This is a genomic window from Microbulbifer mixtoriginis (SeqCode) (assembly GCF_052467235.1).
Map to the genome: position 1 here is coordinate 2,168,962 of NZ_CP174305.1, position 25,101 is coordinate 2,194,062.

At 52.8% G+C, this 25,101-nt stretch carries 22 protein-coding genes; 9 read left to right on the forward strand and 13 right to left on the reverse strand.

The annotated features are described in order from the left end of the window. Window positions 1-68: 68 nt before the first annotated feature. Together phoB and phoR are read left to right on the forward strand one after the other, a co-directional pair. The gene (gene phoB / locus ACJJIO_RS09555) at window positions 69-773 is read left to right on the forward strand and encodes a phosphate regulon transcriptional regulator PhoB (RefSeq protein ID WP_444910847.1); all 705 of its coding nucleotides are present in this window, start codon (window positions 69-71) and stop codon (window positions 771-773) included. A 134-nt stretch (window positions 774-907) separates the two neighbouring features. Further along, entirely contained in the window at window positions 908-2,239 is a 1,332-nt protein-coding gene (gene phoR, locus ACJJIO_RS09560; protein WP_444910848.1) for a phosphate regulon sensor histidine kinase PhoR, read from the forward strand. 21 nt (window positions 2,240-2,260) lie between these two features. Here the strand turns inward: phoR and ACJJIO_RS09565 are convergent, their stop codons facing one another. From ACJJIO_RS09565 to ACJJIO_RS09580, 4 genes are all read right to left on the reverse strand, one after another. Next, window positions 2,261-2,620 (reverse strand): hypothetical protein, encoded by a 360-nt coding sequence (locus tag ACJJIO_RS09565; RefSeq protein WP_252083904.1) that lies wholly within the window; start codon window positions 2,618-2,620, stop codon window positions 2,261-2,263. A gap of 2 nt (window positions 2,621-2,622) precedes the next feature. After that, window positions 2,623-3,234: a DUF938 domain-containing protein gene (locus ACJJIO_RS09570; RefSeq protein WP_444910849.1), complete on the reverse strand. Its 612-nt coding sequence runs from the start codon at window positions 3,232-3,234 to the stop codon at window positions 2,623-2,625. Continuing rightward, the gene (yaaA, locus tag ACJJIO_RS09575) at window positions 3,231-4,007 is read right to left on the reverse strand and encodes a peroxide stress protein YaaA (RefSeq protein WP_444910850.1); all 777 of its coding nucleotides are present in this window, start codon (window positions 4,005-4,007) and stop codon (window positions 3,231-3,233) included. The genes ACJJIO_RS09570 and yaaA overlap by 4 nt, the downstream gene beginning before the upstream one ends. A 65-nt stretch (window positions 4,008-4,072) precedes the next feature. Continuing rightward, window positions 4,073-4,552 carry a DUF4265 domain-containing protein gene (locus tag ACJJIO_RS09580; RefSeq protein ID WP_252083907.1) on the reverse strand — a complete coding sequence of 160 codons (480 nt, stop codon included), beginning with the start codon at window positions 4,550-4,552 and terminating at the stop codon, window positions 4,073-4,075. Between the two features lie 69 nt (window positions 4,553-4,621). Here ACJJIO_RS09580 and ACJJIO_RS09585 point away from each other — a divergent pair, with 69 nt between their 5' ends. Beyond that, window positions 4,622-5,908 carry a M48 family metalloprotease gene (locus ACJJIO_RS09585; protein ID WP_444910851.1) on the forward strand — a complete coding sequence of 429 codons (1,287 nt, stop codon included), beginning with the start codon at window positions 4,622-4,624 and terminating at the stop codon, window positions 5,906-5,908. Window positions 5,909-5,989: 81 nt separating this feature from the next. On the opposite strand, the gene ACJJIO_RS09590 is transcribed toward ACJJIO_RS09585, so the two are convergent. The 7 genes from ACJJIO_RS09590 to ACJJIO_RS09620 all read right to left on the reverse strand — a co-directional run bounded on the left by ACJJIO_RS09590 (window position 5,990) and on the right by ACJJIO_RS09620 (window position 12,974). Continuing rightward, window positions 5,990-6,784 (reverse strand): putative porin, encoded by a 795-nt coding sequence (locus ACJJIO_RS09590; protein WP_444910852.1) that lies wholly within the window; start codon window positions 6,782-6,784, stop codon window positions 5,990-5,992. Window positions 6,785-7,066: 282 nt separating this feature from the next. Next, on the reverse strand, window positions 7,067-7,393 hold the full coding sequence (locus ACJJIO_RS09595) for an antibiotic biosynthesis monooxygenase family protein (RefSeq protein ID WP_444910853.1): 327 nt from the start codon (window positions 7,391-7,393) through the stop codon (window positions 7,067-7,069). Window positions 7,394-7,481: 88 nt separating this feature from the next. Beyond that, window positions 7,482-8,189: a phosphate signaling complex protein PhoU gene (gene phoU, locus ACJJIO_RS09600; protein WP_444910854.1), complete on the reverse strand. Its 708-nt coding sequence runs from the start codon at window positions 8,187-8,189 to the stop codon at window positions 7,482-7,484. Window positions 8,190-8,214: 25 nt separating this feature from the next. Next, window positions 8,215-9,024 (reverse strand): phosphate ABC transporter ATP-binding protein PstB, encoded by an 810-nt coding sequence (gene pstB / locus ACJJIO_RS09605; protein ID WP_444910984.1) that lies wholly within the window; start codon window positions 9,022-9,024, stop codon window positions 8,215-8,217. A 100-nt stretch (window positions 9,025-9,124) separates the two neighbouring features. After that, the gene (gene pstA / locus ACJJIO_RS09610) at window positions 9,125-10,411 is read right to left on the reverse strand and encodes a phosphate ABC transporter permease PstA (protein WP_444910855.1); all 1,287 of its coding nucleotides are present in this window, start codon (window positions 10,409-10,411) and stop codon (window positions 9,125-9,127) included. Next, window positions 10,404-11,783: a phosphate ABC transporter permease subunit PstC gene (gene pstC, locus ACJJIO_RS09615; RefSeq protein WP_444910856.1), complete on the reverse strand. Its 1,380-nt coding sequence runs from the start codon at window positions 11,781-11,783 to the stop codon at window positions 10,404-10,406. The genes pstA and pstC overlap by 8 nt, the downstream gene beginning before the upstream one ends. Before the next feature lie 138 nt (window positions 11,784-11,921). Then, window positions 11,922-12,974, reverse strand: coding sequence for a PstS family phosphate ABC transporter substrate-binding protein (locus ACJJIO_RS09620; protein WP_252083916.1), 1,053 nt, complete (start codon window positions 12,972-12,974; stop codon window positions 11,922-11,924). A gap of 183 nt (window positions 12,975-13,157) precedes the next feature. On the opposite strand from ACJJIO_RS09620, the gene ACJJIO_RS09625 reads away from it, so the two are divergent. The 5 genes from ACJJIO_RS09625 (at window position 13,158) to ACJJIO_RS09645 (ending at window position 20,458) form a co-directional block, all read left to right on the forward strand. Next, on the forward strand, window positions 13,158-13,730 hold the full coding sequence (locus tag ACJJIO_RS09625; protein ID WP_444910857.1) for a TRAP transporter small permease subunit: 573 nt from the start codon (window positions 13,158-13,160) through the stop codon (window positions 13,728-13,730). After that, a complete protein-coding gene (locus ACJJIO_RS09630) occupies window positions 13,727-15,091 on the forward strand; it encodes a TRAP transporter large permease (RefSeq protein WP_444887598.1) in 1,365 nt (454 codons plus the stop codon). Before ACJJIO_RS09625 ends, ACJJIO_RS09630 begins: the two co-directional genes overlap by 4 nt. Window positions 15,092-15,393: 302 nt before the next feature. After that, the gene (locus tag ACJJIO_RS09635; RefSeq protein ID WP_444910858.1) at window positions 15,394-16,287 is read left to right on the forward strand and encodes an ABC transporter ATP-binding protein; all 894 of its coding nucleotides are present in this window, start codon (window positions 15,394-15,396) and stop codon (window positions 16,285-16,287) included. Window positions 16,288-16,306: 19 nt separating this feature from the next. Continuing rightward, on the forward strand, window positions 16,307-19,888 hold the full coding sequence (locus ACJJIO_RS09640; protein WP_444910859.1) for an ABC transporter permease/M1 family aminopeptidase: 3,582 nt from the start codon (window positions 16,307-16,309) through the stop codon (window positions 19,886-19,888). 171 nt (window positions 19,889-20,059) lie between these two features. Continuing rightward, window positions 20,060-20,458: an acyl-CoA thioesterase gene (locus ACJJIO_RS09645; RefSeq protein WP_152455932.1), complete on the forward strand. Its 399-nt coding sequence runs from the start codon at window positions 20,060-20,062 to the stop codon at window positions 20,456-20,458. Window positions 20,459-20,528: 70 nt separating this feature from the next. Here the strand turns inward: ACJJIO_RS09645 and ACJJIO_RS09650 are convergent, their stop codons facing one another. Both ACJJIO_RS09650 and uvrD read right to left on the reverse strand, forming a co-directional pair. Further along, entirely contained in the window at window positions 20,529-21,677 is a 1,149-nt protein-coding gene (locus tag ACJJIO_RS09650) for a TRAP transporter substrate-binding protein (RefSeq protein WP_444910860.1), read from the reverse strand. Window positions 21,678-21,816: 139 nt separating this feature from the next. Beyond that, window positions 21,817-24,021, reverse strand: coding sequence for a DNA helicase II (gene uvrD, locus ACJJIO_RS09655; RefSeq protein ID WP_444910861.1), 2,205 nt, complete (start codon window positions 24,019-24,021; stop codon window positions 21,817-21,819). A 139-nt stretch (window positions 24,022-24,160) separates the two neighbouring features. Between uvrD and hexR the strand changes: the two genes are divergently transcribed. Further along, window positions 24,161-25,015, forward strand: a complete 855-nt coding sequence (gene hexR, locus ACJJIO_RS09660) for a transcriptional regulator HexR (protein ID WP_108735063.1) — start codon at window positions 24,161-24,163, stop codon at window positions 25,013-25,015. Window positions 25,016-25,101: the final 86 nt, after the last annotated feature.

Genomic DNA, 25,101 nt, shown 5'->3' on the forward strand with positions numbered 1-25,101 from the left:
ATATAAATCCCGTTTAATCCTCGGCCATAACCGGGAACTTCTGACAACAGAGCGGGTATGGCAGCCAAATGCACAGTAAAACGATCCTGATTGTCGACGACGAAGCCCCTGTACGCGATATGCTGCGGGTGGCTTTAGAAATGGCAGACTACCGTTGCCTGGAGGCGGAAAACGCCCAAGAGGCCCACGCCTTAGTCATCGACGAAAAGCCAGACCTTATTCTTCTCGACTGGATGCTACCCGATGTGTCCGGAGTAGAGCTGGCCCGCCGACTTAAGCGCGATGAGCTGACCACTGGGGTGCCCATCATAATGCTCACCGCCAAAGGCGAAGAAGACAATAAAATCAAAGGGTTAGAGACAGGCGCCGACGACTATATCACCAAGCCCTTCTCCCCCCGCGAGCTGGTGGCGCGCCTCAAGGCGGTACTGCGCCGCGCCGGCCCGGCCACCCCTGAAGACCCCCTTAGCGCCGGCGATCTGGTACTGGACCCTCTGAGCCACAGAGTCACCATCAAGGGACAGCCGGTGGATATGGGGCCTACTGAATTTCGCCTGCTGACTTTCTTCCTCTCTCACCAGGAACGCGCCTACACACGCACCCAGCTGCTGGATCACGTCTGGGGTGGCAATGTCTATGTGGAGGAGCGCACCGTCGACGTCCATATCCGCCGCCTGCGCAAAGCCCTGGCACTTGACGGTCACGACCGTTATATCCAGACAGTGCGCGGCACCGGCTATCGATTTTCTGTGCAAACTGCCGAAAAAGTGTGACAATCTGCAAAGATCGGCACTGACTCCCGCGGTAACCATTGGTCACTCCCACAGAGGACCGGGTTTCTAAGATGTATTAAGTGCGGGGGTGGACATCAGCCCTCCCGACAACTGCCAGGTAACACGGCAAGGCTATGTTGGATCGCAGTATTGGCGAATTTTCGCGCTTCTTAATTATTGCTCTGGGCTGCTTGACCCTCGGCTTCACCACGTCCGAGTGGTCGCTCACCCTGATTTTAGGGCTGGCAGCCTACCTGCTCTCAGTGCTGTGGCAGCAGCACCGCTTCAATCGTTGGCTGGCCAATGGCCGCCGCGGCCCCGCTCCCACTGCTTTTGGTATCTGGGGTGAAATCTATGACGACTTCTACCGTATGCAGCGACGTCACCGCCGTGAGAAGCAAAAGCTGCATGTCATGTTACGCCGTGTTCAGGACAGCACCAGCGCCCTGCGCGAAGGCATTGTAGCTCTGGAAAATGGCGACCACCTGGCCTGGTGGAACCCCGCCGCCGGCGAGCTGCTCGGCCTGCAGTCCAGTGATCAGGGGCAGTCCCTGGTGAACTTTGTGCGCGACCCTGGCTTTGTCAGCTATATGCACAGCGAGGACAACAGCCCCCGCGAACCGCTGACCCTGCCAGCGCCGGGTAATGAAGCCCTGCAACTGCAACTGGAAGTGACCCGCTACGGCAAGGATGAAGCCCTGGTGATCGTTCGTGATATCACCCGCTTGCACAATCTCGAGCAGATGCGCCGCGATTTTGTCGCCAACGTTTCTCACGAGTTGCGCACTCCCCTTACCGTAATCGCCGGCTACCTGGAAACCCTGCAGAACAGCGATATGGCACCTCCCGCCTGGCGGCGCCCGCTGGTTCAGATGGAGGAGCAGGCGGCACGTATGACCACCTTGGTCAACGACCTGCTTCTTCTGGCACGCCTGGAAACGTCAGAGCGAAAAACGGGTGACGTCTCTGTAGATGTGCGCGAGTTGATGGAGCGAGTTGCCCGTGAGGCGCGCAGCTTTAGCGGCGACCGTCACCAGGTCAGTGTGGCGTGCGAAGGGGATTACAGTATCCGCGGCGATGCCAGTGAGCTGCACAGTGCTTTCGCCAACTTGGCGCTCAATGCGGTGAAATACAGCCCGGGGAACGGGGAGATACAACTGCGCTGGTGGCAGGATAACGATGGCGGCCACTTCAGTGTGCGGGACCAGGGTATCGGTATAGACTCGCTGCATATCCCGCGCCTTACCGAACGTTTTTACCGGGTAGACCCCGGCCGCTCCCGCGACAGCGGCGGCACAGGATTGGGCCTGGCTATCGTCAAGCATGTACTATTGCGCCACGGTGCGGAAATGAGCGTGCACAGTGTCCCAGCCCAGGGCAGTACTTTCACCCTGCACTTCCCCTCTACCAAGCTGGAAGAGAGCCCCTCTCGGGAACTAATGGAGACCGAGGGTGCGGATTCCTGATCCACCCCCTCAATGATAAAACTATTCAAATTCCGGCAGCTTTACCGGCTCACCATTTTTGATATAAGTTGCCTCTTCTTCATCGTGCACCGGGGTGCTCTCCCGGCGCAGGATCAGGTGGTGCAACTTTAAATCCCCATCTCTTAACAACAGATGCTCATTGCCATTGTCATCCACAGGCAGAGGCTTGTTTCCCACCAAGGCATCGCGCAGAGCGCGCAGCCGCGGCACATCTTTATAGCGATTCAGGTCATTGGAGAGACGCGTTTTCATGCGCTCGCTTTCATGCAGGGCTGCAGCGGTTTCACGATATTTGGCGAAAAAAAACACCGCAGCAATGGCAAACGCTACAACAACAGACACTTCAAACCAAACGGGCATAATCACTCCTTGTTATCGTATTTACGCCAAACGACCAGCTGGTTGTTCGCTGGCAGGTAATTTAGCTCTTCCCGGCGCATGCCGACATTACTGGCCAATTGATCCAACCACTCCAGATCACGGATACCGCTATCGGGGTTGCGCTCTTTGAGGTAGGTATCGAAATCCGCATTGCTGGGCCCGATAAAACTGCCATCAATCTTGAAGGGTCCATATACAACCAGCAAGCCATTGGGTTCTAACAGAGTGTGCAGTTTGTGAAAGAATCGCTGTACTGACTCCCTCGACATAATATGCAGGGTATTCGCGGTAAACACCGCATCGAAATTCAGCGCTGGCCAGGGCGCATCGACATCCAGAATCAGAGGTTCGCGCAAGTTCTGTGCGGGCGCACTCGCCAACCAGGCTCGCACACCGGGCAGCATTTCCGCCCGCTCCGAGGTCTGCCAAATTAAGTGGGGCAGGCGCGGTGCAAAAAAGACCGCGTGCTGACCTGTGCCGCTCCCCACCTCCAATACCTTATGGCTACCATCCAGCAGGCGGCGCAGATGAATAAGAATTGGATCGCGATTACGCGCACAAGCCGGTGCATCCGGCAGGCTGGTATCGCTCATTGCTGCTCATCCCGAGTGAAAACCCAGTCGCGCTCATTGGACATGCCCGAGTTATAGGCATAGCCGGCTACATCAAAGCCCTTAAGCTCCTCCGCTTTCTTCACCCGCTGCTCAATCGCCCAGCGGCTCATCATGCCCCGCGCTTTCTTGGCAAAGAAGCTGATCATCTTGTACTGACCATTTTTTAGATCTTTAAAATGGGGGGTAATGACCTCTGCATTGAGCGCCTTGGGCTTTACCGCCTTGAAGTACTCATTAGAGGCAAGGTTGACCAATTCCCGGCTCTTCAGCGCATGTAACTGGGCATTGAGCGTCTCAGTAATTTGCTCTCCCCAAAATTCATACAGATTTTTACCGCGACTGTTTTCAAATCTGGTGCCCATTTCCAGGCGGTAGGGCTGCATCAGATCCAGTGGGCGCAACAGGCCATAGAGACCGGAGAGCATTCGCAAATGCTTTTGCGCATAACTGAAATCGCGCTTGCCCATAGTTTCAGCGGCCAAGCCGGTATAAACATCCCCCTTAAAGGCGAGCAGGGCCGGGCGCGCATTTTTATCTGTGAAAGGGCGTTTCCAGGCTTGGAAGCGGTCGTAATTCAGCACACCGAGCTTGTCGGAAATCTTCATCAAGCTGGAGATCTGCTGTGGGCTCAGATCACGCAGTTCGCCAATTAATGCCGCTGACTCCTTGAGAAAGTCTGGCTGAGTGGTTTCCAGTGTGGGTATTTCGCTCTCGTAATCCAGCGTCTTGGCTGGAGAAATCACTATTAACATCGGGTGCCTTACTTGTGCTGCTTCGCTTTCTATTTGAGCCCAACCGCTAGGATCGGGGCACTGCTCTATTCGGGCTTCAATATATCCTGCCACCAGTTGAGGGGTGTTTGGCCATCCTTCGGATCGTAGACATTGCCGTAATACCAGGCACTGTTGGCACCATCACAGATACTATTGAGAATTTCCTCAATCTTATCGAAACCACAGCTGACATGGATGCTGTAAACCAGCATGCGTGGAACTTCCAGATCCAGCTCTCCTCCAAGTTTCTCCAGCTGCGGGCTCAAGCGGTCGGAGAGTTCGGCGCTGTCGCCGCGACAGAAAACACGGATCGCCAAATTGCCGGAGCGCTTAACCAGCTCAAATTGCTGGGTGTCTTTATCCACTTTGATGCAATCGCCACTGGCGATACCTTTAATAAATGCGGGAGAACGTACCAGCTGGCAACTGTCATCCTCGTTGACACGTACCTGTAAGCGCTCTACCACCGGCTCGCCATCGGGGTTGGTGCCCGCAAATAACTCTATTACCTGAAGTGCCGTCATAACCTCTATTCCCCGACTGTGTACAATGGGTGATCGTTGAATAATCGGCATTATACAGGGAGGCAAGCAATGATCTCGCGTAACCAGGCTTTCTTCGCCGCAGTGGCGTTGACGGCAACCTCTATAATCAGTGGCTGCGTCACCAATCCAGTGACCGGAGAGCAACAGTTTTCTCTGGTATCGGCCCAGCAGGAATTGAACTTAGGGCAGCAACAATACCCAATCAACCAGCAACAACAGGGCGGTCAGTACACCATAGATCCCAGCTTGCAGGAGTATGTGGACCGGGTTGGGCAGAAACTGGCACGTGTCTCGGACCAGCCGCAGCTGCCCTACGAATTTGTAGTATTGAATAACTCCGTTCCCAACGCCTGGGCACTTCCCGGTGGCAAAATCGCCATTAACCGAGGCCTGCTGGTCCTGCTTGAGGATGAGGCGGAATTGGCCGCTGTACTCGGCCACGAGATTGTCCATGCCGCCGCACGCCACTCCGCCACCGCCATGTCACAACAGCAGGTGCTCGGGGCCGGACTGGCTGTACTCGGTGCGGCCACCAAAGAGTCCGCCTATGCGGACCTTATCTCCACCGGCAGCCAGCTGGGAGGTTCCGCCTATATCGCCCGCTACGGTCGCGGCAACGAACTGGAATCCGACGAATACGGCATGAAATATATGGCTGCTGCCGGCTATGATCCCCAGGGCGCCGTGCGACTGCAGCGCAAATTCGTCGAACTCTCCAAAGGGCAGCAGAGCAACGGCCTGGAAGCCCTTTTCGCCAGCCACCCCCCATCACAGTCCCGCGTCAGCGCCAATATCGAGCACAGTAAATCACTGCCCAAGAACGGGGTCACCAACCGCGATGCCTATCAAAAGGCCATAGCACAACTAAAACGTGATGCCGATGCCTATGAAAATTATGATGATGCTCTAAAAGCAGCCAATAAAAAGCAGTTTGATACGGCACTGAATTTGATACGAAAGGCACAGAAGCAACAACCAAAAGAAGCCTCTTTCTTTGCTTTGGAAGGAGATTTGCTCGCCCAGAAAAAACAATTTGATAAAGCCCACCAGGCCTACGACCGTGCCGTACAGAAAAATCCTGCACTATTTTCCCTCTGGTTAAAACGCGGCATGGCTAGTGCGCAACTTAAAAATTACACTGCTGCGGAGAGGGACTTAAACCGTTCTCTAGGTTATTTGGAAACAGCTTACGCACACTTCTATTTGGGCGAGGTGTATGAAAAGCAGGGGAATAAGCAAAGCGCTGTCAAACACTACCAGACTGCAGCTGGAGCGGGGGGAGATATTGGTTCTAAGGCGCAGGCGCGGATACAAGCATTGACGGGCAAGGGCTGAATTTAATTGTTCCAATTCCAGTTTAATTAGAAAAAAGGGCTACCGTTGGTAGCCCTTTTTTTGCAAAACGATAGCTATATCTTACAGCTGTACGGTCATACCAATTTGGTAGATATCGTAATCGATATCACTATCAGTATTGGAAACGTAAGCTGCTTCAACAGCGATGTTGCGGTTGAAGAAATGGTTCATACCCAGCTTGTACTGTTCCACCTCATCGTAGGAAAAACTAACAGAAGTACGTTTTGTAAAGAAGTATTCAGTACCCAACTTCCAATAGTCATCGCCCTCATCGTAGCTGACATAATCTAATTCTGCAGTCAGGTACTGCTCGCCACCCAAGTGGGTAAAGTACTTGGAAGACAGGCTGCGAGTATCAAATTCTTCATCAACGGAAAAATCGAAACCGATATAATCGGTTCCATTCAGCTGGTGGTTATAACGGGCATTAACAGACAGTTCATTATCACTGTCGTTATCTTCATGTTCCAGGCTAACCAGGAAGTTAGGAGTGAAGAGATAACCTACTGATAAAGTATCAATATTTTCTTCACCCCAATCGGCTAATTGAGCACCTAAAACCAGACCATTGGATGCAAAATATTCTCCACCTATTGTAAAGGCATCGAAATCTTCACTACCAACGTTGAGGTGAGAGTAACCACCGTAGATGTTGCTAACTTTATTGATGTACTCAAATTCTTTCAGTGGGCCAAGAGTTTCTTTTCCACCGAAAAAATACTGGCTGCCAAGATTAAAACTATCTGCACCATTTTCTAAATCGCTGTATTTAGCTTTAGTAAAAGAGTTGTACTCCTCAGCAGTTGCAGTAGCCGCAAGAAGCACCAGGGGAAGAGCTGCGAGCTTGAATCTCATATCAAAATCCTTCGTTAACGTAGGGATCCAAATTGGGCTGCGGATTGTAACAAAAGATTTTTTGTCCGCAACAACAGTTAATTACACAAAGTCAGTTTGAGAAGACTTTGCGACGAAGGGAGTGAGAACAGAGGTTAGATAGAATAAAAAGCGGCCAGCCTAGATGTAATTATCCGTAATCAAGTACTTTAAGTGCTTATTCAATGACCGAGTAAAATTTACAGTTTTTATTTTTTAAAAAACTAATTTATTCAGCTTCTATTCAGTAATGACAAAGCAACCTTAAGAAGGTTCATCATCAGCAGAAGAAGCTACTACCTCTCTAAATTCTTTAAACTCTCCTAAAGGTCGTATACCCACAAAAGGAGCCACACTTTGAATAATTTTATCAATCGCAAACGTATGTTCAGCCTGCATAGCATCGCGTTCTGTTTTACTGTGCCAAGTGGCTATCGCTATGAGGCTATTTTCGTCACCGATCTTTTGCAAAAGTTCCGTGCCCATGGCCCCAGGTGCTTGCTGAATTAACTGAGACGCGCGTACCCAGGCATCGGCGTATTCTTCCGCTGTGAAACCTTCCTTGATTTGAACCTCAAAAATATATTTCATCGCCAAGCCTCTATATATTTCCAGTTTTTAAAAAATTGCTTGCAATAAAAAAGGCCGCTTTGAGCGACCTTTCTTTGGCTGAGGAAACTCAGGGTTTCCTTAAATTCAAATTCCTCTCGTGGCCGTGGCGAATATCCGCCCCCTCCACCAAGTAGACTACCTGCTCACAAATATTCTTGGCGTGGTCACCGATACGCTCCAGTGAGCGCAGTGTCCACAGCACATTGATCACGCGGGAAATACTGCGTGGATCTTCCATCATGTAAGTCACCAGCTCACGGACGGCGGTGCGGTAATCCATGTCCACCTGTTCATCCTCGGCGAGGGTGCGCAATGCAGACTCCACATCGAAACGGGTATAGGCATCCAGGGCGTCGTTGAGCATTTTGCGTACTGCATTTGCCAGATGGCGTATCTCGGTATAGCCGCGCGGTGAGGTGCCCTCATCGGTCAGAGCAATCGCCATTTTCGCGATTTTGCTGGCCTCATCACCTATACGTTCCAGGTCGCGGGCGATACGGGTTACCGACATCACCATACGCAGATCCGAAGCGGCGGGCTGGCGCTTGGCGATGATTAAAGTCGCGTGCTCGTCCAGGGCCATCTCACACTTGTCGATTTCCTCTTCGACGCGCAGGACTTCCTCGGCGAGCTGGCTATCGGCATTCGACAGAGCATCGACGGCATCGGCTACTTGGCGGGCGACCATGCCGCCCATTTCCAACATCTCGGTCTTGATTCCCTCCAGGTCCTCATTGAACTGGCGGGAGATATGCTGATCGAAGTGCATTTCCATAGTTATCCCTCGGAGCAAGATTGGCTTAGCCGAAGCGGCCGGTAATGTAGGCTTCGGTTAGTTCGTGCTCCGGATTGGTGAACACGGTCTCTGTATCGTTGACTTCAACCAGGTGCCCCAGATGGAAGTAAGCCGTGCGCTGACTAACGCGGGCCGCCTGTTGCATGGAATGGGTCACGATGGCAATAGTGTAGTTCTCGCGCAGCTCATCGATCAGCTCCTCAATACGCGCAGTGGCAATAGGGTCCAGGGCGGAGCAGGGCTCATCCATCAGGATAACCTCAGGGCTCACGGCAATGGCTCGGGCGATACACAGACGCTGCTGCTGACCGCCAGACAGGCCGGTGCCCGGTTTGTCCAAACGGTCCTTAACCTCATCCCAAAGGCCGGCGCGGCGCAGGCTGTTTTCCACAATTTCATCCAGGTCGGCACGGCGGCTGGCGATCCCGTGGATTTTGGGGCCGTAGGCCACGTTTTCATAGATGGACTTGGGGAAGGGGTTGGGCTTTTGGAACACCATCCCCACCCGAGCGCGCAGCGGCACAACATCCACCTTGGGACCATAAATGGGGTCGCCATCCAGGCTCAGTTCCCCTTCCACTCGACAACCTTCGATGGTGTCATTCATGCGGTTGAGGCAGCGCAGGAAAGTGGACTTACCACAACCGGATGGGCCGATCATCGCCACAACTTCATTGCGACCGATATCCAGGCCCACATTGTGAATAGCCTGGGTTTCACCGTAGAACACATTCACATTGCGCATGCGTAACTTGGCGGTATCAGTGAAGGGCTGGCCCACTGTTTTCCGCACCACGGCTTGGCTCACTGCCATTTTTTCACCGGTCAGTTCGGGTTGCGCCGCTTCAGAATTTCCGGCGGCATCCAGGGTCATGGTACTCATAAATAATCCCGTTTTCCGATTATCCGCGCTGTTACCAGCGGCGCTCAAGTTTCTTGCGCAGCATTACTGCACTGGTATTCATAAGAATCAATACACTCAGCAGCACCATAATGGCTGCAGAGGTACGCTCCACAAAGGCGCGCTCTGGGCTGTCGGCCCAGAGGAAAATCTGTACCGGCAATACCGTGGCCGGATCGGTAACTCCGCCGGGTACATCTACAATAAAGGCAACCATACCGATCATCAGTAGGGGAGCAGTCTCACCCAGGGCCTGGGCCATACCAATAATCGCACCGGTGAGCATACCGGGCATGGCCAACGGTAACACATGATGGAAAACCACCTGCATACGCGAGGCGCCCATACCCATCGCCGCTTCGCGAATCGAAGGCGGCACCGCCTTCAACGCCGCACGGCTGGAAATAATAATTGTCGGCAACGTCATCAGGGTAAGTACCAGACCACCAACCAGAGGCGCAGAGCGCGGCAACTCAAAAAAGTTGATAAAGATCGCCAGCCCCAGCAAACCGAATACGATGGACGGCACTGCCGCGAGGTTATTGATATTCACCTCAATCAAATCGGTCCAACGATTCTTCGGCGCGTATTCTTCCAGGTAGATAGCGGCAGCCACCCCGATTGGGAAAGACAGCGCCAAAGTCACCAGCAATGTAAACAGCGAGCCCATCAAAGCGGCGCGGATACCTGCCTGTTCCGGCTCGCGCGAATCGCCGTTGGTAAAGAAGGTGGTGTTAAAACGCTTCTTCAGTTCGCCACTTTGTAGCAACTGCTCGATCCAGCCGGCTTTCTGCTCGGATGTGCGGCCGCGGAAGCCCTCTTTGGAATCCTTCAGACTTTTAACAAAAGTATCCACATCGTCGTCAGCGGCAAACCATACCTTCTCGCTCTTACCGAGTAGCTCTGGGTTTGCAGCCAGGCGATCACGCAGGTTAAAGGGTGCCCCCGAGGAGACCAGGCTATATAGCTCACGCTTGTCACTGCGGCCAGTCACCGAGGGAAAACGCTCGCGCAACGCCGCGCGGATCACCCCGGTGAAATTGGCCCAGGCAAGGCTCTCGTCATCGACCTTATCAATACCGAGTACCTGCGCATCGTAGTGCACTTCCAGCTCAATGGCGGTCTGTACAAAGGCGCCGCTACCCTTGCTGATAATATCGCTGAATAGAATAACAACCGCGAGTATGCCGAAAGCGATACTGGCAATGCCCAGCCCGCGAAACAGTTTTTCCTTGCGATGGCGGCTGGCGAGGCGCTTCTCGATGCGCTCACGAACCTGCGTCTGGGTGAGGTTAGTCATACTGCTCCCGGTATTTTTTCACTACGTGCAGGGCGATAAAGTTCAGCACCAGAGTGGAGATAAATAGCATCAGGCCAAGCGCAAATGCGGCCAGGGTCTTGGGACTGTCAAACTCCTGGTCGCCGACCAGTAGCGTCACGATTTGCACGGTAACAGTGGTGACCGAATCCAGAGGGTTCGCAGTCAGGTTGGCGGCGAGGCCCGCGGCCATCACTACGATCATCGTTTCACCAATTGCGCGAGATACCGCCAAGAGTACACCGCCGACAATTCCCGGCAGGGCGGCGGGAATCACCACCTTGCGCACGGTCTCCGATTGGGTTGAACCCAATCCCAGAGCGCCATCGCGCAGGGACTGCGGAACTGCATTAATAACATCGTCAGATAATGAAGAGACAAATGGGATAATCATAATCCCCATCACCAGGCCAGCGGCCAGGGCGCTCTCACTGGAGGCCTGTAAACCCATTGAGGTGGCCAGGTCGCGAATAAATGGGGCAACAGTCAGTGCCGCAAAAAAGCCGTATACCACGGTGGGTACACCGGCGAGAATTTCCAAAATAGGCTTGGCCACGTTGCGCACGCGCCTGCTGGCGTACTCGGCCAGATAAATAGCGGCCATCAGGCCCACAGGCACCGCCACCAACATGGCGATTGCGGAAACCATCAGGGTGCCGGTAAACAGGGGTACCGCACCAAAGGCTCCGCTGGAACCAACCTGATCGGCGCGCAGGGCCATCTGCGGGCTCCAGTGCAGGCCGAACAAGAATTCAGTCACCGGCACCGACTGGAAAAAGCGCAGCGACTCAAACAGTACCGAGAACAAAATACCCACAGTGGTAAAAATCGCGGCGCAGGCACAGGTAATCAGAATGGCCTTCAGGACTTTTTCCACTTTCTCACGGGCACGCAGCTCCGGTGAAAAACGCAACAGTGCAAATGCCCCCAGGCCCACCGCCAATACCAGGCTTAAAAAGGCCTGTAGAGTATTGGAATTATTGCGCAACTGACTGAGGTGCTCGGCAGCCAACTGTAACTGTGGGGATGACTCTCCCACCAAATGGCCAGCGGCGAGATTTTGAATTTGTGCAAAGAGCAGGTTCTGCCCGGCAATGGTATCGGGCTTGTCGGCGATGCTGTGCATCACCATAGAGCGAATAATGGCATCGTCAAAAATCAGCCAGGCACCCAGTAGTAAAAGTGCCGGTAAACCACACCAAAGCGCGGTAAATAATCCATGATAGCTGGGCAGTGAGGCCAGATTACGCAGGCCTCCGCGGCTGCGCGCTGCACTCAGTGCACGACTAAAGCCGGTACCGTAGGCCACTAAAATCAACAGCAGCAAAAGGGCGAACAGTGTGGGGGTTTGCATTGAATTACCGTGCTAAAAATGTCGATGTCGGCATTATCCCGACTTTTCCCTGTGTTTCCACTTGGCTTTCATAAAAACGGCCAAGCCCTCTCGAGCTTGGCCGTCAATTCCCTTTGACTGTACTACTCCAAGATAAATTTACTTCGCAGCAAGATTGCTCAGGGCATTCAGCTTGCGAACGTCAGTAGCAATTTTCTGGCGTTTCTCTTGGGGCAGCGGGATCATACCTTTGTCAGTCAGGTAACCTTCATCACCCCAAGCACGCTCATTGGTGAACTCCGCCAGGAACTGCTTGATACCTGGCACTACGTCGGCATGTGCCTTTTTCACGTAAATAAACAGCGGGCGGGAAACTGGATATCTCTGATCGGCGATAGAGTCGAAAGTCGGAGCCTGTCCTTCGATCAAAGAGCCTTGTACTTTATCGGCATTCTGGTCGAGGAAGCTGAAACCAAAGATGCCCAGGGCATTCGGATTGGCAACCAACTTGTTGACGATCAGGTTATCGTTCTCACCGGCTTCAACATAAGCGCCGTCTTCGCGTACGTTGTGACAGATCGCCTTGTAAGCGCTCTTATCTTTTTTCTTCATGGCCTTGATCCAGCCAAATTTCTTACAACCACCTTCCATTGCCAGCTCCGCGAAGGCATCGCGGGTACCGGAAGTGGGGGGCGGCCCCAGAACTTCAATTTTGGTATTGGGCAGCGCTGGGTTTACGTCTTTCCAGGTCTTGTAAGGGTTGGCTACCAGCGTTTCGGAACCATCCGGGTTCGGTACTTCTTTTGCCAGGGCCAGGAAAATATCTTTGCGGGAAAGCTTGAAAGGCGTTGCTTTCTTAGCATTGGCCAGCACGATGCCGTCGTAGCCAATCTGTACTTCCACAACATCAACGCCGTTGCCGTTACACATCTCCAGCTCGGACTGCTTAATGCGGCGGGAAGCACCAGTGATGTCTGCAGTGCTTTCACCAACGCCCTGACAGAACAGCTTCATGCCGCCGCCAGTACCTGTGGATTCAACTACCGGAGTCTTGAACTGGGTAGCACGGCTGAAACGCTCCGCCACAGTGGTGGTAAAAGGGTAAACAGTGGAAGAACCCACAACACTGATGTAGTCGCGAGCCGCCAGGGCTACCTGAGAGGTGGCAAGGGTCAATGCCGCCAGGGAAGTAGCCAAAATTTGCTTGTTCATGTGTAACTCCGATGAGTGTTTTTTATTTCACGCGGCGATGCTAGGAACAACGGATGACGATTCTATGAATAAAACATGACAAAAAAGTTACAGCCGGAAATTTACCCCGCTGGTGCCCGGGCAGGCAAAGCGGTAACCTGCATACAAACGAGATAACAATAAGATGTAAAGAGAGAAGCCCCCATGCTATTTCTGATGCGTGGAGCGCGTGCACTGGAGAGTCTATCCAGTCGCACCGGCCACCTGCTCGCCTGGTTTACCTGGGCCATGGTCTTAATACAGTCCTGCGTTGTGGCTCTGCGCCACCTGTTCGACAGTGGCTCCATAGCGCTACAGGAGTCCGTAATCTATCTGCACGGTGCCGCCTTTATGTTGGGCCTGGCCTATGCCCTGCAAACCGACGCCCACGTGCGTGTCGATGTCTTCTATCGGCGAATGGGTCCCAGGGGCAAAGCTTGGGTTAATGCCGTGGGTTTTCTGCTATTTCTTTTGCCAATCTGCACTTTTATGTTGCTGAGCAGCTGGCAGTTTGCTCTGAATAGTTGGTCAGTGCTTGAGGAGAGCGCCAATGCCGGCGGCCTTCCCGGTGTTTTCCTGCTGAAAAGTCTGATTCCCCTCGCGGCAGTAACCCTCGGTCTCGCCGGCACCGCCCAGTTTATTCGTGCTCTGCTACAGCTTATGGAGGTTTCAAGCCCGGTAAGCGAATCTGTAGCGAAACCACGATTGCTCAAGCAGGTGGAGGAGGCAGAGGCATGATCGAGCTGATACCTCTATTGATGTTTGCCGCCGTTTGCGGGCTACTGATGTTCGGTTACCCGGTAGCTTTCACGCTCGCCGGTACGGCCCTAATCACCGCCGGGTTGGGTATCGTGTATGGCGCTTTCGATGCCGAGCTACTGCGTGCCTTCCCCGACCGCCTCTACGGCATTATGCAAAACGGCACCCTGGTTGCCGTGCCGCTCTTTGTCTTGATGGGAGTCATTCTCGAGAGAGCAAAAATCGCCGAAGACTTGTTGGTCAATCTGACCAAAGTATTTATGGGCGCGCCGGCGGGTATGGCCATTTCTGTAGTGGTCGTCGGCGCACTTCTGGCCGCTAGTACCGGTATTGTGGGCGCCACCGTGGTGACTATGGGATTAATGTCCCTGCCCTCTATGTTGAAGCAGGGCTACTCCCCAAAGCTCGCCACCGGCACCATCTGCGCCACCGGCACCCTCGGGCAGATTATTCCCCCCTCTATTGCTCTGGTGCTGCTTGGGGATACTCTCTCCAACGCCTACCAGCAGGCACAACTATCCGCAGGTATTTTTAACCCCAAGCCGGTCAGCGTTGGTGACCTTTTTATCGGTGCCATTATTCCCGGCCTATTGCTGGTAGCAGCCTACATTGTTTATCTATTGTTTGTGGCGCGCCGTTCTCCGAGTAAGGCCAAGACCGCGCAGCAGCAACCTCTGGAAGTTTGGCCGCTACTGAGTAGCCTTTTTCCTCCTATCGCTTTGATGCTATTAGTGCTGGGGTCAATTATTACCGGTGCCGCAACGCCTACAGAAGCCGCCGCCGTAGGTGCTCTGGGGGCGGGTTTACTGGCTTACAGTCGCGGTGCTCTGCATTGGGCGCAAGCGGGGGAGGTGGGTCGCAGCACTCTACAGGTAAGCGCGATGGTGTTTGCCATTCTTATTGGTGCTTCATTGTTCTCACTGGTCTTCCGTGGATATGGCGGTGAAGAACTTGTCACCAGTATTTTCCACAGCCTGCCTGGAGGTGTTATTGGTGCGACCTTGCTGGTCATGCTGGTGATCTTCTTGCTCGGTTTCATTCTCGACTTTATTGAGATCACCTTTGTGGTGGTGCCCATTGTTGGGCCGGTGTTGTTGGCGATGGGTGTGGACCCGATTTGGCTGGGCATCATGATTGCAATCAACTTGCAGACATCCTTCCTTACCCCACCCTTTGGATTTGCATTGTTTTACCTTCGCGGTGTTGCGCCAAGTTCAGTGGCCACTTCCGCTATCTATCGCGGCGTTATGCCATTTATCGCTATTCAGCTGTTGATTTTGTGCCTCCTAGCACTCTGGCCTGCTCTGGTGACTTGGTTGCCGGGGGTGGTTCAGAATTAACCCAAAAGACAACGATCGGTAGTGATAAGACCTTGTATCGCTACCGATTGGATCCAGCCCAAAACGATCGTACTAACATTGAAACTTAATAAACCCTTCGCCCCTTAAATTCAACAGCACATCTTGATTCCCTACGGCAAGTCACCAGCACCTGCTAAATTGGCATTCAATTTTTTAATTTGCTCGCCAGACCATCAATAAACCTCTGTGGATATCTCTCCTTAAAAATAGATCCATCAAAAGGAATTAAACACTGCTATCGATATCCAAGCACGAATAAAAAATTAAAAAGGATTTAAAAAATGCTAAATATTACCAGCCTTTCCAAGACCTACGATAACGGCGTGCATGCGCTTAAAAACGTCAACTTGGATATTCCCAAGGGTATGTTCGGATTGCTCGGCCCCAATGGTGCCGGCAAGTCTTCTTTAATGCGTACTATCGCCACGCTGCAATTTGCAGACAGCGGCTCCATCACTTTTGATGGTATCGATGTGGCCAGTAACCCTCAGAAAATTCGCAGCACCTTGGGTTATCTACCACAGGATTTCGGGGTTTATCCGAGAATCAGTGCTGAAGATATGCTCGATCATATGGCAGTTCTAAAAGGTATTAGTAATCGCAAAGAGCGTCGCGAAATGGTGGCTGAATTACTGCACCAGACAAATTTATTTAAGGATCGCAAAAAAAACCTAAGCGGTTACTCTGGGGGTATGCGCCAGCGCTTTGGTATTGCCCAAGCCCTGATCGGTGACCCACGCCTGATTATTGTCGACGAGCCTACCGCTGGTCTCGACCCTCAGGAGCGCAATCGCTTTCACAACCTGCTTAGCGAAATTGGCGAGAACGTAGTGGTAATTCTTTCCACCCATATTGTCGAAGATGTTGCCGATCTGTGCCCCAATATGGCGATCCTGGCCGCAGGTCAAATTGTGGCCCAAGGTAAACCCGAAGAACTTATCTCTAAATTGCAAGGACGTGTATGGCGGCGCACCGTCGATAAATCTGAGCTGGAAGAATGCCACAATAATTTTGATGTGATTTCCACTCGTTTATTAGCCGGGCGCCATGTTGTGCATGCGCTGGCAGATACCCAACCGGCAGTAGGCTTTGAGCAGCTGCAACCGGACCTTGAAGATGTCTACTTCTCCACCCTGTTTAGCAATAAAAAAGCTCATGTGGCTAGCGCCGCTTGAGATGGGGGGGGATTTCGAAATGTTTTTATCGGTTGCTAAGTTTGAATTTCACTACCAGTTGCGCCAGCCACTGTTTTATGTGACCAGCCTGGTATTTTTTCTACTGACTTTTGGTGCTATGACCGTCGACAATATACAGATCGGCGGCGGTGGCGGTAGCACCCTGATCAACTCTCCCTACGCGATTATGCTAACCCTGTTAGTAATGTGCGTTTTCAGTATTTTTATCACTGCCGCCTTCGCAGCCAATCCGGTGCTGCGTGATCGCGATATGAAAATGGAAGGTATTGTCTTCAGTACCCCTATCAGTAAGCGTGATTATTTATTGGGGCGCTTCACAGGATCATTCGCCGTAGCCTTCCTGGCTTTCTCATCTACGGCGCTGGGTATGCTGTTCGGTTCATGGATGCCTTGGCTAGACCCAGAGCGCTTGGGCCCCACTCAAATATCCCACTACCTGCAAACCTTATTCATACTTATCTTTCCCACCATGCTGTTTTGCAGCGCCATGTTTTTTAGCCTGGCAGCCATAACTCGCAGCATGATGGCCACTTACCTGGGGTTGATCGCCTTCCTGATACTCTATTTCACCAGCCAGGGAATCATGGATGAACCCGCCTATCGAAGTGCTGCCGCACTGGCTGACCCCTTTGGTATCGCCGCCTTCCAGGAGACAACTCGCTACTGGACCGCTTTCGATCGCAATACCTCTATGATCGCACTAGAGGGAAACTTTCTAATCAACCGCTTACTATGGCTGGGCGCCAGCTTATTATTTATCGGCTTAGGCTATAAATGCTTTTCATTTGTCGAACGTAAACCTCTCTGGTCGCGCCGCCGCACCACAGAAGCTGCAGATAGTGAGATACCTAGGTACATCAAGCCCCTACCGCGAATTACTCCAAACTTTGGGGCAGCCACGGTTTGGCAACAATTCCGTATACGCTGCGGTTTTGAAGTAAAAGCAGTAGTAAAAAGCCTAGCTTTTTGGGTAATCCTGGCACTAGGTGTTCTGAATGTCTTGGGCGCATCCCTGAGCCTGGAGGCAGTATTTGGCACCTCGGTATACCCGGTGACTCGTTCTATGGTCAGTCTGATAGAAGGTGCTTTTAGCCTCATCATGTTGATTATTCTGATCTACTATGGGGCTGAATTGGTGTGGCGAGAACGCCAGGCCGGTTGCCATGAAATTATGGATGCCGTGCCCACACCCAGCTGGATTTTCGTAGCGAGCAAGTTTAGTGCAATGCTGGTAGTTCTGGCCGGTATCCTGATAGCCTGCATGCTTACCACTGTGGCTGTACAGCTGGGCAAGGGATATACAACTCTTGAGCCTGGACTGTATTTTTACGGACTCTGGTATCAGTTTGCGCTGCCGTTTTACTTGATGGCAGTCCTATCAATCTTTGCCCAGGTGATAACCCGCAATAAATTCCTCGGCATGCTGCTGATGGTGGGCTACTTAATTAGCTCCAGTGTCCTTGATGGCCTTGGGTTCGAACACAACCTCTATCAATTTGCAGACTGGAACGCCGCACCTTACTCGGACATGAATGGTTATGGTCACTTTGATCAGGGTCGGGCTTGGTTTGCGTTATATTGGATCAGCTTCAGCCTGATACTGGCCATCTTGAGTTACGGGCTCTGGCAGCGCGGAACCCTGGCTCCTCTAACTAGCCGGGTCAAAGCCCTGCGCTTCCAATTGGGGCTTTCCAGTCGATTAACTGCCTCCACAACCCTGCTACTGTTTATCGGCACGGGCGTCTTTATTTTCTACAACACCAATATTCTCAATCACTACGAAACCAGCAAGGATCGTGAGCGACTGGCTGCAGACTATGAGAAGAAATACAAGGCCCTGGAGGATAAACTCGCACCACATATCACCGATGTCAAAGTGGATGTGGATATCTTCCCCAATGAACGCCGCTATGAAGTGCGCGGCCGCTATTTCCTGGTTAACAAGCGTGAGGAGTCGATTGATGAGGTAGTTATAGGGCTGGATCGCGGCCTTACAGTTAACCAGTTATCCCTAAATCAGGCCAAGTTACGCGAAAAGGACGAGCAGTTCGGACACTATTTCTTCGAGCTGGATCGCCCACTTGAACCCGGCCAGTCCCTCACGCTGGAGTTTGATCTGAGCAGGATCAATCGCGGCTTTATGAACTCCGGCTCCTCCACCACCTTGGTGCAGAACGGTACCTTCTTTAATAACTACGAAGCGCTGCCCTTTATCGGTTACAACAGCAATTTTGAGTTGACTGATCGTCACCTGCGTAAAAAGCACGATCTACCGCCGCCGCAGCGTATGCCCAAACTGGAGGACAAAGAGCACTACCGAAAATCCTATCTTCGCAGCGACTCCGACTGGATCAACTTTGAAACCACCGTCAGTACTTCCTTGGGACAGATAGCACTGGCCCCCGGCTACCTACAAAAAGACTGGCAGGAGGGAGAGCGCCATTATTTTCATTACAAGATGGACGCGCCCATTCACAACTTTTTTTCCTACCTTTCAGCGGACTACACAGTGGTCAAAGATAAGTGGCAGGACGTTGCCATTGAGGTCTACCACCACAAGCCCCACGACTACAACATAGATCGTATGGTTGAGGGGGTGAAAAAGTCCCTGGAGTATTTCAGTAAGGCATTCAGCCCTTATCAGTATCGCCAACTGCGTATCGTCGAGTTCCCGGGCTATGAATCCTTTGCCCAGGCATTCCCCAACACCGTACCTTTCTCTGAATCTATCGGTTTTGTCGCCGATCTGCGGGACCCGGATGAGATTGATTACGTCTTCTATGTAACCGCCCACGAGGTGGCACACCAGTGGTGGGCGCATCAATTGATTGGCGCCAATGTACAGGGAGCGACTCTACTGTCTGAAACCCTGGCGCAGTACTCAGCACTAATGGTGATGGAGCGGGAATACGGCCCTGAAAAAATGCGTCGTTTCCTCAAATATGAGCTAGATGGCTACCTGAGCGCTCGGGGTACCGAGTTGCTTGAGGAGTTACCTTTATCTCGCAACGAGAACCAGACCTATATCCATTACGACAAGGGCTCGCTAGCGATGTATGCCCTTAAGGATGCGATGGGTGAAGATGCCGTCAATGCGGCTTTGGCTTCCCTGTTAAAAGAAAAAGGCTTCTCCAGTGATCCCTATCCCACCAGCATGGATTTAGTGGCAAGACTCCGAGCCCACGCCAAACCACCCCAGCAAGAGCTAATCACCGATATGCTGGAGCGAGTAGTCCTCTTTGATCTCAAAGTCGCAAATGCCACCTATGAGTTGTTGGAGAACGGCAATTATCGCGTATTACTGGAGCTGGAAGCGCACAAATATGAAGCCGAAGGGGATGGACAGGAACAAGAAATTCCCATCAATAACTGGATAGATGTTGCCATTTTTGCAGAAGATCCCGACAAGAATACCAGTTCAGACAATGTGCTCTACTTGGCCAAACAGGAGATCAGTGAAGAGACCACCCTGCTGGAGTTTGAGGTGAAGGGCAAACCGAGCATTGCTGGCTTTGATCCCTATATCAAGATGATCGACAAAAACCCGGACGACAATCTGTTAGCAATAGAGACACTTTAGGGCTCTTGTCACTAATTTCCCGGCCACCTAGGGGGGTGGCTGGGAAAAACTTCCCTCGTTTTCGTTGGAAAAACTCAGACAAGTACTGGTCAAATACTACTCAATTTGTGCTAGAATGCGCCACCTTCCCTCAGGTGGAAACCAATAACTCTAACAATCTGTGAGTAGTCGATGTCCGCACTTTCAGCCCTTGATGAAAACCCGCAACCAACAGGCACGCTTACCCTGCAAACCCTGGCTATGCCCCGTGATACCAATCCCCAGGGGGATGTATTCGCTGGTTGGCTGATGTCGCAAATGGACCTGGCTGGAGCAATCTTGGCCCAAAGCATTGCGCGCGGCAGGGTAACTACCGTAGCGGTCGGCAGTATGGTGTTCTTACGCCCGGTTCCGGTTGGCTCTACGGTCAGCTGTTATGCCGAGGCTATAGAGGTAGGGCGTTCCTCTATTAGAACAATGGTTGAGGTATGGCTGACACGGGTGGACTCTGGTGAGCAGGTAAAGGTCACCGAGGGTGAGTTTGTTTTTGTCGCTATCGACGATAGAGGGCATACCAGACCACTGCCCTGAAACGACTTGCAAAACTATTTCGGGAAACTGCCTTAAACCAGTTTCCCTTCTATGATATTAATTCTGCCTTTTATTCCTGTTTCTTGCTTTCTCCATCAAGTTCACGCGCCTGGTAATAAGCCTCTTCACTTATCTGGTGATAGGGCCGCACATCCCGCTCAAAATCCTTAAAGGCTTTATAGATACGCGCAAATTCTGGGTCCTTATTTGCGGTCTCTTGCATCAGTTGAGTATTGATCTGCTTTAAATGGGCAAGCACATCGTCTGGCAAACGCTTAACTTTGACTCCGTGTGTTTCCACCAGCTCACGCAGGGCGCGATTATTACGTGCGGTGTACTCATCCAACATATCCTGGTTTGCTTCGCGGGCAGCCACGCGCACAATAGCCTGTAGGTCTTTGGGCAATTTCTCAAAAGCTTTTTTATTGACGATAAATTCCATCATTGAACCGGGTTCATGCCAGCCAGGATAGTAGTAGTACTCGGCAACCTGATGGAAACCGAAAGCGAGATCGTTGTAAGGTCCAACCCACTCGGTCGCATCAATAACACCAGTCTGCAGCGCGGTATAAAGTTCACCACCGGGAATAGTCACAGCGGTACCGCCGGCCCGGTTTAATACTTCACCGCCCAGACCGGGAATTCGCATTTTTAAGCCCTGCAAATCCTTAACAGAGTTAATTGGTTTGTTAAACCAACCCGCCATCTGTACCCCAGTAGAGCCACCGGCCAGGGGTATCAGGTTGAACGGTTCATAAATCTCTTTCCAGAGTTCCAAACCACCACCGTGGTGCAGCCAGCCATTCATTTCCTGGGCGTTTAAACCAAACGGTACCGCGGTAAAAAACTGGGCCGCTGGAATCTTGCCTTTCCAATAATAGGCGGCACCATGCCCCATCTGTGCAGCGCCCTCAGATACCGCACCAAAAATACCCAGAGCGGGTACCAGCTCACCCGCACCATAAACTTTAATTTTGAGGCGGCCGGAGGACATCAACTCAACGTTTTTTGCAAAGCGCTCTGGGGCCTGGCCAAGGCCGGGGAAATTTTTTGGCCAAGTGGTGACAAGCTTCCACTCGAACAATTCTTTGTTGCCATTATCGGAAAAGTGTTGTGCAGGGCCCTGTGCTACGCGGGAAGTGACCAGTGCAGCAAAGGTAACAACGAGTAGGGCCAGTAGGCCCAAAATAATAGCGGGATACCAGTTAACTTTTTTCATCGCTTTTAATTATCTTTTTTCTTGTAAGGCGCTGATCATCGATAAACGATCTTTTTTAAATGGTCGGGATTTTGGGAAAAACCGAAATCAGTGTAGAAAAAATTTCTAATCTGACTTGGTTTTTACCAAAGCAAACAATCTATAAAGGCTGCAGCTTAGCCATAGCCACTACCAGCCATTTACTGCCAACATCATCGAAATTGACCTGTACACGTGCACGGGGGCCATTACCTTCGAACTGCACTACGGTGCCCTCGCCGAACCTGACATGCTCAACCCGGCCACCCAGTGCCAATGGTGGTAAATCATCAAAATCTGGCGCCGGGTCGGAAAACTGGCCCACCTTGCCATAATCCGCCTGGTAGAGGGGGCGGGAAATTTCGGTCTTCAAACGCACTTCGTGCACCAAATTTGGCGGAATCTCACCGATAAAGCGAGACGGACTGTTGTAGGTCTCGCTGCCAAACAGGCGCCGGTTTTCCGCGTAGGTAATATACAGCTTACGCATGGCGCGGGTGATACCCACGTAGCAGAGGCGCCGCTCTTCCTCCATACGGCCGGGTTCCTGTGCAGACATCTTGTGGGGGAACAGGTTTTCCTCCACGCCCGCCATAAACACCAAAGGAAATTCCAGGCCCTTGGCAGAGTGCAGGGTCATCAGCTGGACGGCATCTTCAAACTCATCCGCCTGGCCTTCACCGGCATCGAGGGCGGCGCTGTCGAGGAACTGGTTAAGAAGAGGAATTTCCTCCTCATCTTCCTCGCCCTCGGGCAGGTCCACACCGGCAAAAGAGCGACAAGCAGTGACCAATTCCTGCAAGTTCTCCACCCGCGTCTGGCCCTTCTCACCTTTTTCTTTGCCGTGGAATTCCAGCAGGCCGCTAGTCTCGATCAAATCCTCGGCAATGGCATCCAGCTCTTTATCTTCCGCATTTGCAGCCAGCTGGTTGATCAGATCCAGAAAGCTCTGCAGAGCATTACCGGCGCGCGCAGCCAATACCCGTTGCTGCAACATCAGCTTGGCCGCCTGCCACAAGGAGCAGCCCTGCTCGCGAGCAAAGGAGCGCACCATTTCCACCGTGCGCGCACCAATGCCACGAGTGGGGGTATTCACCACCCGTTCAAATGCAGTGTCATCATTGCGATTGCTGATCAGGCGCAGGTAGGACAGGGCATTTTTGATTTCCAGGCGATCATAGAAGCGCTGGCCACCGTAGATACGGTAGGGCACCTGTTCGCGCAGTAGCCCCTCTTCAAGCACCCGGGATTGGGCGTTGGAGCGGTAGAGGATGGCAATGCTGTCGCGGCGATTACCATCGCGCACCCAGTCATTGATACGCTCGACGATAAAGCGCGACTCATCCTGCTCGTTGTAGGCGGCGTAGACGGCGATAGGCTCGCCTTCTTCACCCTTGGTCCACAACTCCTTGCCCAGACGACCGCTGTTATTAGCGATCACCGCATTGGCGGCGTTCAGAATGGTGGAGGTAGAGCGATAATTCTGTTCCAGGCGCACCGTCTGCACTTCACGCAGATCTGTAGAAAAGTGCTGGATATTCTCGATCTTGGCGCCGCGCCAACCGTAAATGGACTGGTCATCGTCACCCACAGCGGTGATATGGCACTGCTCCCCAGCGAGCAGGCGCAACCAGGCGTATTGAATCGTGTTGGTATCCTGGAACTCATCCACCAGGATATGGGGGAAACGCCGGCGGTAGTGGGCCAGAATACTGTCGTTATTCAGCCAAAGTTCGTGGGCGCGCAGCAGCAACTCGCCAAAATCTACCAGCCCACCGCGCTGACAGGCCTCTTCATAGGCGAAGTAGATGCGCACCATGGTCTGCAACCAGGGATCGGCGCCGGCATTGATATATTGCGGGCGCAGGCCTTCATCTTTCTGCGCGCCAATCCACCACTGGGTTTCCCGCGGCGGCCACTTTTTATCGTCCAGCCCCAGATCTGCCTGTACCCGCTTGATCAGGCGCAGCTGGTCGTCGGAATCCAGAATCTGGAAGTTCTGCGGCAACTTGGCTTCTTGCCAGTGAGCTTTGAGCAGGCGGTGAGCCAGGCCGTGGAAAGTGCCCACCCACATGCCAAAGGTATTCACCCCCAGCAGCTCTTCGATACGAGCGCGCATCTCGCGGGCCGCCTTGTTGGTAAAGGTCACCGCCATAATAGAGTAGGGCGAGGCGCCCTCCACCTGCATCAGCCAGGCGATGCGGTGCACCAGCACCCGGGTCTTGCCCGAGCCGGCACCGGCCAGAACCAATTGATTGCCGGGCGCGGCAGCTACCGCTTCGCGCTGGGCGTCGTTGAGGGGGTCTAAAATCTGAGATACGTCCATGGGCGAAGATTGTACCAGAGCTGCTGCATAAGACCTGTGTAAATAAACAGGATTTTACCCTGGCTGACAATGCAAAGCCCCTCGCCAGCCGGGGGCGCAGCGGCTAAACTGCGCCAACTGGCATAGAGAAGGAAGTCCTGTGAAACCGGCGGAAGTAACGCAACGAATCAGTGAGCAACTGTCATCCATGCGCAAATCTGAGCGCAAGGTGGCGGAGTATATTCTCGCCAATCCCGATGAAATTATTCATATGCGCATCGTCGACCTGGCTACCGAGGCCCAGGTGAGCGAGCCGACCGTGGTGCGCTTTTGTCGCGCCGTGGGCTGTTCCGGCTTCCAGGAGTTCAAGTTGAACCTGGCGCAACAGCTGGCTTCCAGCCCCAGCTTCGGCCAAATTGCGGTGACCGAGACCGACACCATTGCCGAGTACAAACGCAAGGTGTTCGACTCAACAGTAGATACTCTGCTAAAAGTGCGCGATAGAATTGACGACCGCGCCTTGGAAGCCGCTGTCACTGCGATGGCCGCTTCCAAGCGGGTGGAATTCTTCGGCTTTGGCGCCTCTGGTGCTGTCGCCGCCGATGCCCAGCACAAGTTCTTCCGCCTGCAATTGGCCACCGCCGCCCACTCGGACCACCACATCCAGAATATGTCAGCCATGTCTATGCAGCCTGGCGATGTAGTCGTGGCTATCTCCCAGAGTGGCCGCACCAAGGCACTACTGCGCTCGATGAGCATGGCAAAGGAGCAGGGCGCTCTGGTGGTTGGCCTGGCACCCAGCGGTTCGCCGGTGGCGCAGCAGGCCAGTATCCCGCTAGAAGTGGATGTGGAGGAGGATATTGAGATCTATACACCACTGTCCTCACGCATCGCCCACCTGGTGGTGATCGATGTGCTCGCCATCGGCGTTGCCCAGCGCAAAGGCCCCCAGTTGCAAGAGCACCTACTGAAGCTGAAGCAGGGCCTGTACACATTGCGGGAAGACAAGCACTGAGGGAAATTTGCAAGAATGCGGCACTGGATAATGTGTCGCGGCCCCTCTACCATGCCTGCTGTATCCGGCAATCTACTGCCACTGCC